We start from the raw sequence: 17,206 nt of genomic DNA on the forward strand, positions 1-17,206 counted from the left end.
TTTTAAAATTTAAATTTATCTTGATTTTTGGACACTCCTTTTTCAAAAGCAATCTTGAGACTCTCAACCTGTTTTTTTATTACAGATATCATTTTCTTTACATCTTCATCATTATATTCATAATTATAAGGATTTGAGCATTTCTCAAGACTAGATAGCGAACTCAATACCTTATTTACTCGACCTGATGCGATCTGTTCAAATCTTTCACGTTTTGTTTTAGGCATAGAATTGTATTTATAAGCTTAAATGTAATATATTTTATTTTAAAACTACATATAATTACATATATCAACACACACGTAATTAAAACAAGCTTTAAATCAAGAAATACTATATAATAAAGTAAATCATTTCAATAAGAATAAGATTAAACTCCCAATCCAGTCAAAATAAATAGCTATCAAGTCAACCATGCATAAGGTTTATCCATAATTTGTTCTTAAAAATATAAATTATGATAATTACAAAAGTATTAGGACTTACAAGTACATTAACAAAGAGTAAAAAAGCTAAAATTGCAATTCTACTTATAGAAGTGGCTGTGTTAGCACATGCTGTAGCCACAAGAAAAGGGAAAACTCAGAAAAAATTAAAAAAGTAGAACGTTAGGCTTTAGTTTTTCCTAGCATCTAAATACTCCTTACACTTAATCGCAGGGTTTGTTTCTCGGTTAATAAAGGCATGCGTAGAACTGCTTATAATTAAAATTGCAGCAGCAACTCCTGCAGTATAAGCTACAATGGTATTGGCCTCGCTATTAGCTACATAAATAGCAATTAGAGCCCAAGCACCAACAAGTGCAAACTCGCGCATGTTTCGTTTCCAGGTTACCATTAAGTTTATTATGGTCGCAATACCTATTAATGCGATAGTCCAAAATGTTGGCGATAAACCGAAACCATCCCAATTGTATTTTACTAAAACGGCCGATACGTTTGCAATACTAGCCACGGTAATCCAGCCGCTATAAATTACAAAGGGCCACCATAAAAACAGAATAACAGAAATTGGCTCGTCTACCAATTCCATGCTGTTTTTAAGCACAATTTGTAGTAGCGAAAATAGAATGATAAAGATAAATATGGAAGATATTAAGGTGTAACCGTAAATCCAGGTTACAATCCAAGCACAATTTGCAATGCAAGAGATTAGAAACCACCAACCTGTTTTTAAAATAAAATCGTCGTTTCTAACTTTTACAAATAGACTGCGACCTTGGTAAACAATAAACCCTAACAAGAGTAAATAGATTATTCCCCAAATGGAAAACGCATAACCTGCGGGAGTAAATAAGGTGTTATAATCTTTAGAAACTTCCCCTATGGTGGTGTTATTTAATAAACCTGTGTTAGACAAATAGTTCATTACAATAACACACACAAAAGCGACACCATTAATTATTTGTAATTGTTTTTTCATTGTAATAATATAACAAAAATAAAACGATTAGAAAATACTGTGTGCATAAATTCTACGGTTTCTAAACCAATAAATTAACGACGCTTCTTCTTACTTTTAAACTTCGCTTTGTTTTTACGCTTATTAAACGGCACAGCATCATCAAAGGTATGTTTAGCATCACCAGTTGGTGTGTTTTTACGCCACTTCTCTGTTTTTTCGGGTAGTAACACTTTTAGTAAATCTTGACGCCCTAATTTGTTTAAAGTCTTTTTAATCCAGTCTTTATTTTCATCTTTATACCAAAAGAAAAAACGGTGTTGTTCGTCTTTCTCTTTTCTAGTAATAGGCGTGTTTACTTTTTTAAGCGTGTATGGATGGTAACCACTATAGTAAATAACAGTAGCCACCGTCATAGGTGTGGGTGTAAAGCCTTGTACTTGCTCTAACTGGAAACCCATATCTTTAGTTTCGGCAGCTAGGTTTGCCATATCTTCTACTTCGCAAGCCGGATGATTCGATATAAAATAAGGGATTAACTGTAGTTTTAAACCTTTAGCAATATTAATTTTATCGAAACGCTCTTTAAACTTATGGAAGTAACTAAACGATGGTTTACGCATCAGTTTTAAAACCGGATCGCTGGTATGTTCTGGTGCTACTTTAAGTCGGCCAGAAACGTGCTTGGTCATCACCTCCTCGGTATAATCATCTAACTCTTTAGGGTCGGCATTTTTATTAAACTCTGGTACCAACATATCGTGGCGAATACCCGAACCAATAAACGATTTCTTTACTTTTGGATGACTATCAACAGCCTGATATAATTCGGTTAAAGGCTTATGCGACGTATCTAAATTGCTACATATAACTGGCGAGATACAACTAGGTGCCACACACTTGTCGCAAATAGATTGCACTTTCCCTTTCATTTGGTACATGTTGGCACTTGGCCCACCAATATCAGATAAATAACCTTTAAAATCTGGCATATTAGCCACTGTATCCACTTCTTTTAAAATAGACTCTTTACTACGCGATGCAATAAATTTCCCTTGGTGTGCCGATATAGTACAGAAACTACAGCCTCCAAAACACCCACGGTGAATGTTAATGGAAAACTTTATCATTTCGAAGGCCGGAATAGGCCCGCGTTTATTATATTTTGGATGAGGTAATCGCGTATAAGGATAATCGAAAGAGGCATCAATCTCGCTTTCCGTCATGGTTGGATATGGCGGATTAATCATCAATGTTTTATCTCCAATTTTCTGAAAAATACGTCTTGCAGCCAATTTGTTCGACTCTTGCTCTATCACTTTAAAGTTAGAGGCGTATTTTTTCTTATCCTTTAAGCACACTTCATGCGACGCTATTTCAACATCTTCCCAATTACTGTTTTTTGGTATTTTTTCTCCTTCTTTTAAAAGTACTGCCGTTTGTAAAACCGTATTTATACTGCTAAAAGGCACACCTCGCTCTAACAAACGTACAACTTCACGCAAAGGTTGCTCGCCCATACCGTAAACCAACATATCGGCTTTCGAGGTTTCTAGAATAGAAGGTAATAACTTATCGCTCCAATAATCGTAATGCGTAACACGACGCAATGAAGCCTCAATACCACCAATTAAAACTGGTGTATCTGGCCATTTTTCTTTTAAAATTTTAGAATAAACTGTTGTTGCGTAATCCGGACGGAAGCCAATATCGCCATTTGGTGTATAGGCATCTTTATCGCGACGTTTTTTGTTTGCGTTGTAATTACTAATCATGGGGTCCATGCAACCACCAGTAACACCAAAAAATAATTTTGGAGCACCAAGTTTAACAAAATCCTGTAGATTATCGTTTACATTGGGCTGAGGTACAATAGCCACACGTAAACCAAAACTTTCTAGCATACGCCCAATAACTGCGGGTCCAAAGGTTGGATGATCCACATAGGCATCGCCGCTAAATAGGATAACATCTAGTGCTTCCCATCCGCGTATTTTCACCTCTTTATTTGTGGTAGGTAACCAATCAGAAAGTTGTAACTCTTGCATAGGCTGCAAAAATAAACAAAAATCGCCGCTTAAACATGATAACTCAATTATTTTGGGGGCTGCGCTTACAGTATAACCTTAAATAACAATATTTGGCAGTGTGCTTAGGTAACTATTTATAGCAATTAAATTTTAAAAGTAACCACAGGGCGTTTGGCATGATTTACCAAATCTTCACTAATACTACCATTAAAAAAATGCGAAATACCTTGTCTGCCATGGGTGCTCATACCAATTAAATCGGCACCAATAGATTCAGAAAAATTCATAATACCCTTTTCAATAGTAACATCGTTGTACGTGTTAAGGGTATAATTTTCGAAATCGGAAGACGCAACAAAGGACTTCATGCGCTCATTAGTAGTTTCCGTAGGCATAAATTTATTCGGCGTATTTACGGTTAGCAAATGTAGTTTAGCATCAAATTTTTTGGCAAATGTTATCGCTTTTTTATAAGTTTCTTTGCTTTCGTCTTTAAAATCGGAAGCAAAAACAAAGTTAGAGACGTTAAACGTTTCGTGTTCTTTTTTAACCACAAGCACGGGTATTTCAGAGGTTCTTACCACCTTTTCGGTATTACTTCCAATGAGCATTTCTCTTAATCCGCTTACACCATTAGAGCCCATAACAATTAAATCGATGTCGTACTTTTTGCAATTATGAAAAACACCCTTAAAAATCTCATTAAAATCTACCGTTTCGTGCACTATTACATCGTTTAGGTATCTTTTTCTTAAAATAGATTCAAACCTTTTGTGTGCCAATTTCATAAAAAACATAGCCTCAGGTAGTTCGCTTTGCAAGCTCGTGGTATCAACATCATGCATAGGCATTTCAATAAGATGAAGTAAATAAATTTCGGCATTATGAGTTTTTGCTAATTGAGCAGCTACTTTTAAAGCGTTTTCAGCTTGATCAGAAAAATCGGTAGGAACAAGTATTTTTTTCATATTTAAGAAGTTGTGGTGTATCTAAATTTATGAAATATTCCTTTAAAAATCAATAAAATATTATATATTTGCATCGTTGAAAGGCGGAATTAAAGATATGAGGGGACGGAAAGTCCCCTCTTTTTATACTTAAAATGTTTAAAAATACAGTTACAGAATTACTTGAGGCGGCGTTATTAGAACGTCCAGATTTGTTTTTAATAGATTTTTCTATAAACTCAGAAAATCATATTAAGATAATAGTAGACGGCGATAATGGGCTTTTAGTTGAAGACTGTATGTTTATTAGCAGAGCCATAGAAAATAATATTGATAGAGAAGAAAATGATTTTTCTTTAGAGGTTATGTCGGCCGGTGCAGCATCACCATTAACACACAAACGCCAGTATAAAAAAAATCTTAAAAGAACGCTTAGTGTAAGAACTAGTTCTGAAGAAATTGAAGGAACACTTACCGAGGCAACCGAAGATAATATCAAATTAGAGTGGAAAGTTAGAGAGCCTAAACCAGTAGGTAAGGGTAAAGTAACTGTTAAAAAGGAAATTAATATTCCTTATGAAAATATTGTAGAAGCAAAAGTTATGATTAAATTTTAATTTAAAGAGTTATGGAAAATATCGCATTAATTGAATCTTTTTCAGAATTCAAAGATGATAAGCTAATTGACAGAGTAACGTTAATGGCAATTTTAGAGGATGTATTTAGAAGTGCCTTAAAAAAGAAATTTGGGGATGATGATAATTTTGATATTATTGTAAATCCAGATAAAGGCGATTTAGAAATATGGAGAAATAGAGTTGTTGTTGCCGATGGAGAAGTTGAGGAGCCTAATCAAGAAATTACAATAACTGAAGCTCGTAAAATTGAGCCTGATTTTGAGGTTGGTGAAGATGTATCTGAAGAAGTTAAGCTTATCGATTTAGGTAGACGGGCTATTTTAGCATTACGTCAAAACTTAATTTCTAAAATCCATGAGCACGATAATACTATAATTTATAAGCAATTTAAAGATTTAGTAGGAGAAATTTATACAGCCGAAGTACACCATATTCGTCATAGAGCAGTAATTTTGTTAGATGATGAAGGTAACGAAATTGTGCTTCCAAAGGATAGACAAATACCTTCAGATTTCTTCAGAAAAGGAGATAATGTAAGAGGTGTAATTGATAGTGTAGAGCTTAAAGGCGCTAAACCAACAATTATTATGTCTAGAAGTTCACCTAAATTTTTAGAAAAATTATTTGAACAAGAAATTCCAGAAGTTTTTGATGGTTTAATTACAATCAAACATGTGGTAAGAATACCTGGAGAAAAAGCAAAAGTAGCTGTCGATTCTTATGATGATAGAATAGATCCTGTTGGAGCTTGTGTTGGTATGAAAGGTTCAAGAATTCACGGTATTGTTCGTGAGTTAGGTAACGAAAATATTGATGTTATTAACTACACCAATAACTTACCATTATTTATAACTAGAGCGTTAAGTCCAGCACGTGTAACTTCAATTAAATTAAATGAAGAAACAAAACGCGCAGAGGTTATTTTAAAGCCAGAAGAGGTAAGTAAAGCCATTGGTAGAGGTGGTCATAACATCCGTTTAGCTGGTCAATTAACGGGTTACGAAATCGACGTATTTAGAGAAGGAGCAGAGGAAGATGTTGAGTTACGTGAGTTTACAGATGAAATTGAAGGCTGGATTATTGAAGAGTTTAGTAAAGCAGGGTTAGATACTGCGAAAAGCATATTAGAACAAGATGTTAAAGATCTTGTTAAGAGAACCGACTTGGAGGAAGAAACCATCCAAGATGTTATCAGAATTCTTAAAGAAGAATTTGAAGATTAGTAAATAAAAAGTGCAGATTTGCATTTTCATTATGTCCGAAAGGGTATAATACATATATTTGAGTATTTTAAAGGCGATTTATGGCTGACACAATTAGATTAAATAAAGTATTACGCGAGCTTAACATCTCTCTAGATCGCGCTGTGGAATTTTTGGATTCTAAAGGCGTGGAAATAGAGAAGCGTCCAACTACAAAGATTTCTCAGGAGACTTATAACCTCCTTTCGGGTGAATTTGAAACAGATGCTAATAAAAAAGTTAAGTCTCAAGCAGTAAGCGAAGCAAAGCTAAAGGAAAAGGAAGATTTACGTGTTAAACGTGAAAGAGAATTAGAAGCTAAGCAAAAAGCACAAGAAGCCAGAGAAAAAGCTAGAAAAGAGGAAGTTGTTAAAGCATCTGCTGAACTTTCAGGACCTAAAACTGTTGGCAAAATAGATTTAGACCCTAAAAAGAAAGCTGCTGAAAAACCTGCTGAACCTAAAAAAGAGGTTAAAGAAGCTCCTAAAGCAGAGCCTAAAGTGGAAGCAAAAAAGGAAGAACCTGTTAAAAAGGAAACGCCTAAAGCTGAAACTAAGCCTGAATCTAATACGGAAACAAAACCTGAAGTTAAGGAAGAAACTCCAGCAAAACCGCAGCTTAAACAAGTTGTAGTTGATGGCGAGTTGGTAACTCCAGAAGAAAAGGTAGAAACGCAATATAAAAAACTTACTGGTCCTAAAATAGCGGGAGATAAAATTGATTTATCCCAGTTTAATAAGCCTAAAAAGAAGAAAGAAGAAAAGAAACCTGTTGCTAAAGCTGGAGACGCCAATAAAAGAAAACGTCGCCGTATTAGTAAAGCTGGAGCACCACAAGATAATCGTGGAGGCGCTAGACCTGGTGGAGGAGATAGTCGATTTAGAGGAAAACCTGGCACAGGCGTAGGACGCCGTAATGTTGTAAAAGAAGAACCTTCAGAAGAAGATGTTAAAAAGCAAGTGCGCGAAACACTTGAGAAACTTCAAGGTAAATCTAACAGAGGGCGTGGTGCTAAAAACAGAAGAGATAAAAGAGATAAGCATAGAGAGCAAACTGAAATCGATCAACAAATCGAAGCAGCTGAAAGTAAAATCATAAAAGTAACAGAATTTGTTACGGCTAGTGAAATGGCAACTATGATGGATGTTAGCGTTACGCAAATTATTTCAGCTTGTATGTCACTTGGTATGATGGTAACTATGAATCAGCGTTTAGATGCTGAAACATTATCTATCGTTGCCGATGAGTTTGGTTATCAAGTAGAGTTTGTAACTGCAGATATCGAGGAATCTATTGAAGAGTTTGTTGATAAACCAGAAGATTTAAAACCACGTGCACCAATTGTTACGGTAATGGGTCACGTCGATCATGGTAAAACATCACTTTTAGATTACATACGTGAAGAAAATGTAATTGCAGGAGAGTCTGGTGGAATTACACAGCATATCGGTGCTTATGGTGTAGAACTAGAAAACGGACAAAAAATAGCATTCTTAGATACACCGGGTCACGAGGCCTTTACAGCGATGCGTGCTCGTGGTGCTCAGGTAACAGATATTGCTATTGTTGTAGCTGCTGCCGATGATGATATTATGCCACAAACTAAAGAGGCTATTTCGCATGCACAAGCGGCAGGCGTACCTATAGTATTTGCTATTAACAAAATAGATTTACCAGCGGCCAACCCTGAGAAAATTAAGGAAGGTTTAGCACAAATGAATTTGTTAGTTGAAGACTGGGGTGGTAAAGTACAATCTCACGATATATCAGCTAAGATTGGTACAGGAGTAAAAGAATTATTAGAAAAAGTGTTGCTTGAAGCTGAGTTATTAGAGCTTAAAGCAAACCCAAATAAACCAGCTGTTGGTACGGTAGTAGAAGCATTCCTAGATAAAGGTCGTGGATATGTATCAACTATATTGGTACAAGCAGGAACTTTAAAAGTTGGAGATTACGTGTTAGCGGGTCAGCATAGTGGTAAAATTAAAGCCATGCATGACGAAAGAGGACATGATGTTGTTGAGGCTGGACCTTCAACTCCAGTTTCTATTTTAGGTTTAGATGGTGCACCACAAGCGGGTGATAAGTTTAATGTATTTGCAGACGAGCGTGAAGCAAAACAAATTGCTTCTAAACGTGCGCAATTACAACGTGAGCAATCTGTTAGAACACAACGTCATATCACACTAGATGAAATTGGACGTCGTATTGCATTAGGTGATTTCCAAGAGCTGAATATTATCCTTAAAGGTGATGTTGATGGTTCGGTTGAAGCCTTAACAGATTCATTCCAGAAATTATCTACTGAAGAGATTCAAGTAAATATTTTACATAAAGGAGTTGGAGCCATTACAGAAAGTGATGTGTTATTAGCTTCGGCTTCAGATGCTATTATCGTAGGATTTAATGTGAGACCAGTAGGAAACGCAAGAATGATTGCCGATAAAGAAGAAATTGATATCCGTACATATTCTATTATCTACGATGCTATTAACGATCTTAAAGATGCCATGGAAGGTATGTTATCTCCAGAGTTGAAAGAAGAAATACTTGGTACTGCAGAAATTAGAGAAATATTTAAAGTATCCAAAATTGGTACTATTGCAGGTTGTATGGTGACTAATGGTAAAATAACACGTAATGCAGGTATTCGTTTAATACGTGATGGTGTAGTTGTTTATACAGGAGAGTTAACATCATTAAAACGATTTAAAGATGATGCTAAAGAAGTAGCTAAAGGTTACGACTGTGGTATGCAAATTAAAAATTACAACGATATTAAAGAAGGCGATGTAATTGAAGCTTTCCACGAAGTAGAGGTTAAAAAGAAGTTAAAGTAATTCACTTAGTTGAAATAACTTGATTATAAAAAAAAGAGCGACCATTTGGTCGCTCTTTTTTAGTTATAATAACTTGATTTTTATTTCTTAGGCTTAAAAATAAAAGCATGAGGAAACTTCCCTTTAATTTTCTTTAAGGCGCGATCTGCTTCCAATCGTGTTCTAAAGTTTCCTGCCCAAATTTTAAAGTTTGGTGTTTCGTATTGCATAGATGGATGCCAACTACCAAAAGCGCTTGTAAACTCATCTTGTGCGCTGTATGCACCTGCTCTGTTACCGGAATAAACTTGAATTTTGTAACGTTCAGAACTGGTTTCATCTTTATTTAATTCTTTCTTTAAATCTAATAAAACAGTGATATGTTTGTCTTGATTTATGGCAACATTACCTTGTTGAGAAAAACTATATGTTGATATTAAAACAAAACATATAAGGCTTAAAAAACTTTTTTTTAGGTTCAATGGATTCATGTGTGTATTAACTTTTTTATGTAACTTCTTTATAATCATCTACTAATAGAGGGTGTTGTGTTGTAATATTGGTAGTGCTTAATTATATTTTATACAAATGTATACGATATAAACTTAATTGCGGCTCTTTTTATTATTTAGAATCCCTCTAAATTACCAATTAACACTATGCTAACATTTCTAAAATCGACTTTTAATATTACTTTTGCGAGAGATTTTTTTAACTGCATTTTTCCATTTATAGTAATGAAAAAATCATACCAAAGTTTAGAAGTTAATTTAACCAACAATATGAGAAAGGTGATTCACCGTAAATTAAGCACAAACTTTCTTAGTTTAAGCTTAGTTTTTTTACTAGCATTTACAACGGCTCTTTCTGCTCAGGAAGGAGACCCAGCAAAAGGAAAATCATTATTTAATGCTAATTGCGCAGCATGTCATCAATTAGATAAAAAGATGACAGGACCAGCTTTACGTAACGTAGAGGCACGTTTAAGTGACGAGCAAGGTTTAGATCGTACTTGGATTCATGCTTGGATTCGTAACAGTGCAGGTGTTATAAAATCTGGCGACTCTTATGCTAAAAAAGTATACGATGAGTATGGTGGTGCGGCAATGACTGCTTTTCCACAATTGTCAGATGATGATATAAATAACATTCTTGCTTATACAGCTGAAGAAAAGAAAGCGCCTGCTCAAGCAGCTACTCCAGTTGGAGGTGCAGAAGTTGGTGGTGGAAATTCTGGTGGTATTTCAAACGAACTTATTTTAGGGGCGTTAGCTATCTTGTTTATTCTTTTAGCTGCTGGATTATATCTAGTGAATAAAACATTACGTCGTTTTGCAGGAGCGCAGGGTATCGATTTACCAGAGGCTTCTCAAAGAACGCCATTATGGAAAGCATTTGTTCAAAATCAGTTTTTAATGATTGTTGTAGCAATATTCTTTTTATTATCTAGTGCATACTTTGTTTACGGCTATTTATCTCAAATTGGGGTAGATCAAGGATATCAACCTGTACAACCAATACATTTTTCACATAAAATACATGCTGGCGATAACGGAATCGATTGTAAATACTGTCACTCTTCTGCAAGAGTTAGTAAAACATCTGGTATTCCTTCGTTAAATGTTTGTATGAACTGTCATAAATCAGTTTATGAGTATAATGGCGAAACATCTCCAGAATATTCTAAAGAATTTTATGATGGTGAGATCAAAAAATTATATGCTGCCGCAGGATGGGATGATGCTGAGCAAAAATATACAGGAGATTCTCAACCAGTAAAATGGGTTCGTATTCATAACTTACCAGACTTTGCATATTTTAATCACTCACAACACGTAACTGTTGCAGGTGTAGAATGTCAAACTTGTCATGGTCCTGTTGAAGAGATGGAAATCATGTATCAACATGCGCCATTAACTATGGGATGGTGTATTAACTGTCACAGAGAAACTAACATTGATGTAAAAGATAATGCTTACTATACTAAAATACATGATGAGTTATCTAAAAAGTATGGTGTCGATGAGTTAACTGCTGCTCAAATGGGTGGTCTAGAATGTGGTAAGTGTCACTACTAAATAAGTAGTTTTTCTTTCCGCGAAAGCGGAAAACATTAAATAAAAATTAAGAAGTAATTCAATTATATAATATGTCATCAAACAAGAAATACTGGAAAAGTGTTGAAGAGCTAAACGAAAATAGCTCTATTGTTGAGACGCTAAAACAAAACGAGTTTGTAGCAGAAATTCCTACTGATGAATTTTTAGGTGATAAAGAAACCTTAGAGGAAACATCTACAACGCGTCGCGATTTCTTAAAATATGTAGGATTTAGTACAGCTGCAGCTTCATTGGCTGCTTGTGAGGGTCCTGTAAAAAAATCTATTCCATATATAGTGCAACCAACCGAGATTATTCCTGGTGTTGCTAACTATTATGCAACTACAATTGCAAATGGTTTTGATTTTGCTAGTGTTTTAGTAAAAACGCGTGAAGGTCGTCCAATTAAAATTGAAAACAATACGATGGCAGCTACCAATGGTAGTGCTAATGCTAGAGTGAATGCTTCGGTTTTAGGATTGTATGATAGTTTAAGAGTTCAAGGCCCTAAGAAAGGAGATTCTGCCATTTCTTGGAGTGATTTCGATTCTGAAACTACCGAGAAATTAACCAACATTGCTGCGGCTAACAAAAACATTGTGTTATTAACACAAACATTTGCGAGTCCATCTACAAGTAAGTTAATTTCTGAATTCAAAGAAAAGTATGGTAATGTAAGTCACGTAGTTTACGATTCTGTTTCAGAGTCTGCTGCGTTAGATGCTTATCAAGCTAAATATGGAGAACGCGCATTAGCAAATTACGATTTCGCTAAGGCCATGACAATTGTTTCTGTTGGTGCAGATTTCTTAGGAGATTGGCAAGGTGGTGGTTTTGATTCTGGGTATTCTAAGAACAAAGCGCCAAACCACGGTAAAATGTCAAGACATATTCAGTTTGAATCTAATATGTCTCTTACTGGTGCCAATGCCGATAAACGTGTTCCATTAACGCCTACAGAGCAAAAATTAGCTTTAGCTAAATTATATAGCTATGTGGTTGGTGGATCGGTATCAGGAACGTTACCAGAAAAAGTAGAAGATGCAGTTAAAAAAGCAGCTTCTCAACTTAAAAAGGCTGGAAGCAATGGTGTTGTAGTAACAGGAATTCAAGATGTTAATGCACAAACAGTTGTTTTAGAAATAAATGAAGTTTTAGGAAGTAAGGCTTTCGATAAATCGACTCCAATTAAAACTAGACAAGGTAGCGATGCTGCTGTGGCTAAATTAGTTGGCGATATGAAAGCTGGTCGTGTAGGAGCGATTATAATGAGTGGTGTAAATCCAATTTATACCTTACCAAATGCTTCAGACTTTGCTGAAGGATTAAAGAAAGTAGAATTATCTGTTGCGTTTTCTATGAAAGTAGATGAGACGTCTTCAGAAGCACAATATATAGGAGCAGCGCCACATTATTTAGAATCTTGGGGTGATGTTGAAATCAAAAAAGGACATTATGCATTAATGCAACCAACAATTCGTCCTTTATTTGATACAAGGCAATTTCAAGAATCTTTATTAAAATGGACGGGAAACAGTGTTTCTTATCATGATTATATTAAGGATACTTGGGGTACTGGTATTTTAGGCGGTGGTTCATTTAACAAAGCATTACACGATGGTGTTTTTGTTGGAGCTATAGCTACGCAAACTGAAGAGACATCAAATGCAGAAGCTTCTGCTGAGGCGCCTTCAGGAAATGCAGCTAGAGCATTAGCATCTTCTGCAAAATCAAACGGTGGTTTAGAGTTAACCTTATATACCAAAGTTGGTATGGGTGATGGACAACAAGCCAACAACCCATGGTTACAAGAGTTTCCGGATCCTTTAACAAGAGCATCTTGGGATAACTACTTAACCGTGTCTAAAGCTGATGCTGATGCATTAGGTTTAATGAATAAACACGTTGCTAACGGTGCATTAAATGGTAGTTATGCCAATGTTACTGTAAATGGAGCGTCTTTAAAAGTACCAGTAATGATTCAACCAGGACAAGCTAAAGGTACTGTTGGATTAGCATTAGGTTACGGTAAAACATTAGGTTTAAAAGAAGAAATGCAAACAGGGGTTAACGCCTATGCATTATATCATAACTTTAATAGCGTACAAAACGTAACAGTGGAGTTAGCTGCAGGAGAGCATGAATTTGCTTCTGTACAGTTACATAACACTTTGATGGGACGTGGTGATATTATTAAAGAAACAACTTTAGAGATTTTTAATACGTCTGATAGAGATGTGTGGAATAAAGTTCCTACGGTTTCGTTAAATCATAAGGAAACTCCAGTGACTTCTCCAGAGGTTGATTTATGGGATGAATTTGATCGATCAATTGGGCATCACTTTAACTTATCAATCGATTTAAATTCTTGTACAGGATGTGGGGCTTGTGTTATTGCTTGTCATGCAGAAAACAATGTGCCTGTAGTTGGTAAAAGCGAAGTACGTCGTAGCCGTGATATGCACTGGTTACGTATTGATAGATATTATTCATCTGATGCGACATTTGAAGAAGATGATGCTAAAAAAGACGGATTCTCTGGTTTATTTGGAGATAACGGGTCTTTAGGCGGATTTGGAGAGATGGAACAAGCAGCTGAGAATCCTCAGGTGGCTTTCCAACCGGTAATGTGTCAGCATTGTAACCATGCACCTTGTGAAACAGTTTGTCCTGTGGCAGCTACTTCTCACGGTCGTCAAGGTCAAAACCATATGGCATATAACCGTTGCGTTGGTACTAGATATTGTGCAAACAACTGTCCTTACAAAGTACGTCGTTTCAACTGGTTCTTATACAATGGAAATGATGAGTTTGATTATCATATGAACGATGATTTAGGTCGTATGGTATTAAATCCAGATGTTGTTGTACGTTCTCGTGGTGTAATGGAAAAATGTTCTATGTGTATTCAAATGACACAGAAAACTATTCTTGACGCAAAACGTGACGGAAGAGAAATTAAAGATGGTGAATTCCAAACAGCATGTTCTGCAGCTTGTAGTAGTGGAGCGATGGTTTTTGGAGATATCAACGATAAAGCTTCTAAAGTTGCAAAACTAAAAGAAGATGACCGTATGTATCACTTATTAGAAAGTGTTGGTACTAAGCCTAACGTGCAGTATCATACTAAAGTGAGAAATACAACTGAAGCATAAATTTAATTAAAGAATCAATTATATAATTATGGCGTCTCATTACGAAGCACCTATTAGAAGACCTTTAGTTACAGGCGAAAAATCATACCACGACGTAACTGTGGATGTGGCCAAACCTGTTGAAGGAAAAGCAAATAAGCAATGGTGGATAGTTTTTAGTATCTCATTAGTAGCTTTCTTGTGGGGAATTGGATGTATTTTATACACAGTATCTACAGGTATTGGAACTTGGGGTTTAAACAAGACCGTTGGTTGGGCTTGGGATATTACTAACTTCGTTTGGTGGGTTGGTATTGGTCACGCAGGAACACTTATTTCTGCAGTACTTTTACTGTTCCGTCAAAAATGGAGAATGGCAATTAACCGTTCTGCAGAAGCAATGACAATCTTCTCTGTGGTACAAGCAGGTTTGTTTCCAATTATTCACATGGGTCGTCCATGGTTAGGATATTGGGTATTACCTATTCCAAACCAATTTGGTTCATTATGGGTAAACTTTAACTCGCCATTACTTTGGGATGTATTTGCAATTTCTACTTATTTATCTGTATCATTGGTATTCTGGTGGACAGGTTTATTACCAGATTTTGCTATGCTAAGAGATAGAGCTATTAGACCGTTTCAAAAGAAAATTTATGCTTTATTAAGTTTTGGTTGGTCTGGTCGTGCAAAAGATTGGCAACGTTTTGAAGAAGTATCATTGGTACTTGCAGGTTTAGCAACGCCATTAGTACTTTCTGTACACACTATTGTATCTTTTGACTTCGCAACATCGGTTATTCCTGGTTGGCATACAACAATATTCCCGCCATACTTTGTGGCTGGTGCGGTATTCTCAGGATTTGCAATGGTAAATACACTTCTTATTATTATGAGAAAAGTGTGTAACCTTGAAGATTATATTACAGTACAGCACATCGAATTAATGAACATAGTAATTATGATTACTGGTTCTATAGTAGGTGTAGCATATATTACAGAGTTATTTATAGCATGGTATTCTGGTGTTGAGTATGAACAATACGCTTTCTTAAACAGAGCAACTGGTCCTTATGCTTGGGCTTACTGGATGATGATGTCTTGTAACGTGTTCTCTCCACAGTTTATGTGGTTCAAGAAATTAAGAACTAGTATTATGTTCTCTTTCTTTATTTCAATCGTAGTAAACGTTGGTATGTGGTTTGAGCGTTTTGTAATTATTGTAACGTCGTTACATAGAGATTACTTACCGTCTTCATGGACAATGTTCTCACCAACATTTGTAGATATTGGAATTTTTATTGGAACTATAGGATTCTTCTTTGTATTATTCTTATTATATTCTAGAACATTCCCAGTTATTGCGCAAGCCGAGGTTAAAACAATTTTAAAATCATCTGGAGAGCGTTATAAAAACATTAGAGAAAGAGGCGATAGTTTAGTAGGAACAGGAGCAGATTCTAGAACATCAGGTAATGTTGTTGTAAAGCCTATGGCTGAAGTTAAAGAAACTATACCTTCTACTGATGATAATTCAGAAAAAGTAAGTAACCTTTTAGGAAGCATTGGTGCTTTTGATCCGGCTACTCAAACTGCTGATGATTTAAAGAAAGTAAATGGCATTGGTCCTAAAATGGAAGAAGTATTAAATAGCATTGGTATTTATACATTCCTTCAAGTTAGTAAAATGACAAAAAATGAATATGATTTGTTAGATAGCATTACAGGTTCTTTCCCAGGAAGAGCTGAGCGTGATGATTGGTCTGGACAAGCTAAAAAATTAATCAACTAAACATAGTCAATGGAAGCTTCAAAAGTTATTCACGCTATTTATACCGATGATGATATCTTAATGTCAGCTGTTAAAAAAGTTAAGGCACAAAGATTTCACATTGAGGAAATATATACACCTTTCCCAGTACACGGGTTAGACAAAGCTATGGGATTAGCACCAACTCGTATTGCTATTACAGCATTTATATACGGACTAATTGGTTTAACTGTAGCCGTTTTAATGATGAATTTTATTATGATTGAAGATTGGCCACAAAATATTGGTGGTAAACCAAGTTTCAGTTATATTGAAAATATGCCAGCTTTTGTACCAATTATGTTTGAGCTTACTGTATTTTTTGCAGCTCACTTAATGGTAATTACATTTTACTTACGTAGTAGAATGTGGCCTTTTAAAAACGCTGAGAATCCAGATCCAAGAACAACAGACGACCATTTTTTAATGGAAATTGCAGTAGATGGAAATGAAAAAGAACTTGAAAGTTTATTAGCAGAAACTGGAGCAGTAGAAATTAATTTAGTTGATAAAGCCCATTAATAATAGATATGAAAAGCTTAATTAAAATATTAGTATTAGCAGTAGTTTTTGTAGCTACATCTTGTAATAAGAGTACAGCGCCTAACTATCAATTCATGCCAAATATGTATGAATCTGCAGGATATGAAACCTATGGTGAAGCAGCATTTCCAAATGGAATTGAAGCGCAATTACCTGTTCAAGGTTCTATTCCTAGAGGTTATGTTCCTTTTGATATAGAGAACTCAACTGCTGGTTACGATTTAGCAAAGGCGACTTTGAATAGCCCATTAGATTCTACTCATGTAGATTTAAATAGAGGTAAAGAGTTATACGATATTTACTGTGGAATTTGTCATGGTAATAAAGGAAACGGGCAAGGTAACTTGGTTAAACGTGAAAAAATTCTTGGTATTCCAAGTTATGATGATGCAGGAAGAGCTATCAATGCAGGAAGTATTTACCACACTATTTATTATGGTAAAAATGCAATGGGTTCTTATGCTAACCAATTGAATGAAGAAGAGCGTTGGCAAGTAGTGTCGTACGTTTTAAAGTTGAAAGCAGATTTAGAAAAGTAAGATTG

General features: G+C 35.4%; 14 protein-coding genes. 9 read left to right on the top strand and 5 right to left on the bottom strand.

From position 1 onward, the window contains the following. Positions 1 to 2: 2 nt before the first annotated feature. Positions 3 to 227: a hypothetical protein gene (locus tag HNQ90_RS02650; protein ID WP_144115094.1), complete on the bottom strand. Its 225-nt coding sequence runs from the start codon at positions 225 to 227 to the stop codon at positions 3 to 5. Between the two features lie 230 nt (positions 228 to 457). On the opposite strand from HNQ90_RS02650, the gene HNQ90_RS02655 reads away from it, so the two are divergent. Next, entirely contained in the window at positions 458 to 604 is a 147-nt protein-coding gene (locus HNQ90_RS02655; protein WP_159018502.1) for a hypothetical protein, read from the top strand. Between the two features lie 11 nt (positions 605 to 615). Here the strand turns inward: HNQ90_RS02655 and HNQ90_RS02660 are convergent, their stop codons facing one another. From HNQ90_RS02660 to HNQ90_RS02670, 3 genes are all read right to left on the bottom strand, one after another. Further along, entirely contained in the window at positions 616 to 1,422 is an 807-nt protein-coding gene (locus HNQ90_RS02660) for a tryptophan-rich sensory protein (protein WP_144115095.1), read from the bottom strand. Between the two features lie 74 nt (positions 1,423 to 1,496). Beyond that, the gene (locus tag HNQ90_RS02665; RefSeq protein ID WP_144115096.1) at positions 1,497 to 3,449 is read right to left on the bottom strand and encodes a YgiQ family radical SAM protein; all 1,953 of its coding nucleotides are present in this window, start codon (positions 3,447 to 3,449) and stop codon (positions 1,497 to 1,499) included. A 125-nt stretch (positions 3,450 to 3,574) separates the two neighbouring features. After that, on the bottom strand, positions 3,575 to 4,399 hold the full coding sequence (locus tag HNQ90_RS02670; protein WP_144115097.1) for a universal stress protein: 825 nt from the start codon (positions 4,397 to 4,399) through the stop codon (positions 3,575 to 3,577). Positions 4,400 to 4,533: 134 nt separating this feature from the next. Here HNQ90_RS02670 and rimP point away from each other — a divergent pair, with 134 nt between their 5' ends. The 3 genes from rimP to infB all read left to right on the top strand — a co-directional run bounded on the left by rimP (position 4,534) and on the right by infB (position 9,097). Then, positions 4,534 to 4,995 (top strand): ribosome assembly cofactor RimP, encoded by a 462-nt coding sequence (gene rimP / locus HNQ90_RS02675; RefSeq protein ID WP_144115098.1) that lies wholly within the window; start codon positions 4,534 to 4,536, stop codon positions 4,993 to 4,995. Between the two features lie 11 nt (positions 4,996 to 5,006). Further along, positions 5,007 to 6,239, top strand: coding sequence for a transcription termination factor NusA (nusA, locus tag HNQ90_RS02680; RefSeq protein ID WP_144115099.1), 1,233 nt, complete (start codon positions 5,007 to 5,009; stop codon positions 6,237 to 6,239). An 80-nt stretch (positions 6,240 to 6,319) separates the two neighbouring features. Then, complete coding sequence (gene infB, locus HNQ90_RS02685; protein ID WP_144115100.1) at positions 6,320 to 9,097, top strand: translation initiation factor IF-2; 2,778 nt, start codon at positions 6,320 to 6,322, stop codon at positions 9,095 to 9,097. A gap of 80 nt (positions 9,098 to 9,177) precedes the next feature. Here the strand turns inward: infB and HNQ90_RS02690 are convergent, their stop codons facing one another. After that, positions 9,178 to 9,567 carry an SPOR domain-containing protein gene (locus tag HNQ90_RS02690; protein WP_144115101.1) on the bottom strand — a complete coding sequence of 130 codons (390 nt, stop codon included), beginning with the start codon at positions 9,565 to 9,567 and terminating at the stop codon, positions 9,178 to 9,180. A 291-nt stretch (positions 9,568 to 9,858) separates the two neighbouring features. Here HNQ90_RS02690 and HNQ90_RS02695 point away from each other — a divergent pair, with 291 nt between their 5' ends. The 5 genes from HNQ90_RS02695 (at position 9,859) to HNQ90_RS02715 (ending at position 17,201) form a co-directional block, all read left to right on the top strand. After that, entirely contained in the window at positions 9,859 to 11,154 is a 1,296-nt protein-coding gene (locus HNQ90_RS02695) for a c-type cytochrome (RefSeq protein ID WP_144115570.1), read from the top strand. A gap of 71 nt (positions 11,155 to 11,225) precedes the next feature. After that, the gene (locus HNQ90_RS02700) at positions 11,226 to 14,330 is read left to right on the top strand and encodes a TAT-variant-translocated molybdopterin oxidoreductase (protein ID WP_144115102.1); all 3,105 of its coding nucleotides are present in this window, start codon (positions 11,226 to 11,228) and stop codon (positions 14,328 to 14,330) included. A 28-nt stretch (positions 14,331 to 14,358) separates the two neighbouring features. Then, the gene (gene nrfD / locus HNQ90_RS02705; RefSeq protein ID WP_144115103.1) at positions 14,359 to 16,101 is read left to right on the top strand and encodes an NrfD/PsrC family molybdoenzyme membrane anchor subunit; all 1,743 of its coding nucleotides are present in this window, start codon (positions 14,359 to 14,361) and stop codon (positions 16,099 to 16,101) included. Positions 16,102 to 16,110: 9 nt separating this feature from the next. Next, positions 16,111 to 16,641 (top strand): DUF3341 domain-containing protein, encoded by a 531-nt coding sequence (locus tag HNQ90_RS02710; RefSeq protein ID WP_144115104.1) that lies wholly within the window; start codon positions 16,111 to 16,113, stop codon positions 16,639 to 16,641. Positions 16,642 to 16,649: 8 nt separating this feature from the next. Next, the gene (locus HNQ90_RS02715; protein WP_241678317.1) at positions 16,650 to 17,201 is read left to right on the top strand and encodes a c-type cytochrome; all 552 of its coding nucleotides are present in this window, start codon (positions 16,650 to 16,652) and stop codon (positions 17,199 to 17,201) included. Positions 17,202 to 17,206 lie beyond the last annotated feature (5 nt).

The sequence above is a fragment of the Algibacter amylolyticus genome (assembly GCF_014202225.1).
Classification (GTDB): domain Bacteria; phylum Bacteroidota; class Bacteroidia; order Flavobacteriales; family Flavobacteriaceae; genus Algibacter_B; species Algibacter_B amylolyticus.

Bases quoted from the DNA above. Each gene is read 5' to 3' on its own strand.
- nrfD (WP_144115103.1), top strand. From the start codon at position 14,359: ATGGCGTCTCATTACGAAGCACCTATTAGAAGACCTTTAGTTACAGGC.
- rimP (WP_144115098.1), top strand. From the start codon at position 4,534: ATGTTTAAAAATACAGTTACAGAATTACTTGAGGCGGCGTTATTAGAA.
- HNQ90_RS02665 (WP_144115096.1), bottom strand. From the start codon at position 3,449: ATGCAAGAGTTACAACTTTCTGATTGGTTACCTACCACAAATAAAGAG.
- HNQ90_RS02670 (WP_144115097.1), bottom strand. From the start codon at position 4,399: ATGAAAAAAATACTTGTTCCTACCGATTTTTCTGATCAAGCTGAAAAC.
- HNQ90_RS02700 (WP_144115102.1), top strand. From the start codon at position 11,226: ATGTCATCAAACAAGAAATACTGGAAAAGTGTTGAAGAGCTAAACGAA.
- infB (WP_144115100.1), top strand. From the start codon at position 6,320: ATGGCTGACACAATTAGATTAAATAAAGTATTACGCGAGCTTAACATC.
- HNQ90_RS02715 (WP_241678317.1), top strand. From the start codon at position 16,650: ATGAAAAGCTTAATTAAAATATTAGTATTAGCAGTAGTTTTTGTAGCT.
- HNQ90_RS02690 (WP_144115101.1), bottom strand. From the start codon at position 9,567: ATGAATCCATTGAACCTAAAAAAAAGTTTTTTAAGCCTTATATGTTTT.
- HNQ90_RS02650 (WP_144115094.1), bottom strand. From the start codon at position 227: ATGCCTAAAACAAAACGTGAAAGATTTGAACAGATCGCATCAGGTCGA.
- HNQ90_RS02655 (WP_159018502.1), top strand. From the start codon at position 458: ATGATAATTACAAAAGTATTAGGACTTACAAGTACATTAACAAAGAGT.
- HNQ90_RS02695 (WP_144115570.1), top strand. From the start codon at position 9,859: ATGAGAAAGGTGATTCACCGTAAATTAAGCACAAACTTTCTTAGTTTA.
- HNQ90_RS02710 (WP_144115104.1), top strand. From the start codon at position 16,111: ATGGAAGCTTCAAAAGTTATTCACGCTATTTATACCGATGATGATATC.
- HNQ90_RS02660 (WP_144115095.1), bottom strand. From the start codon at position 1,422: ATGAAAAAACAATTACAAATAATTAATGGTGTCGCTTTTGTGTGTGTT.
- nusA (WP_144115099.1), top strand. From the start codon at position 5,007: ATGGAAAATATCGCATTAATTGAATCTTTTTCAGAATTCAAAGATGAT.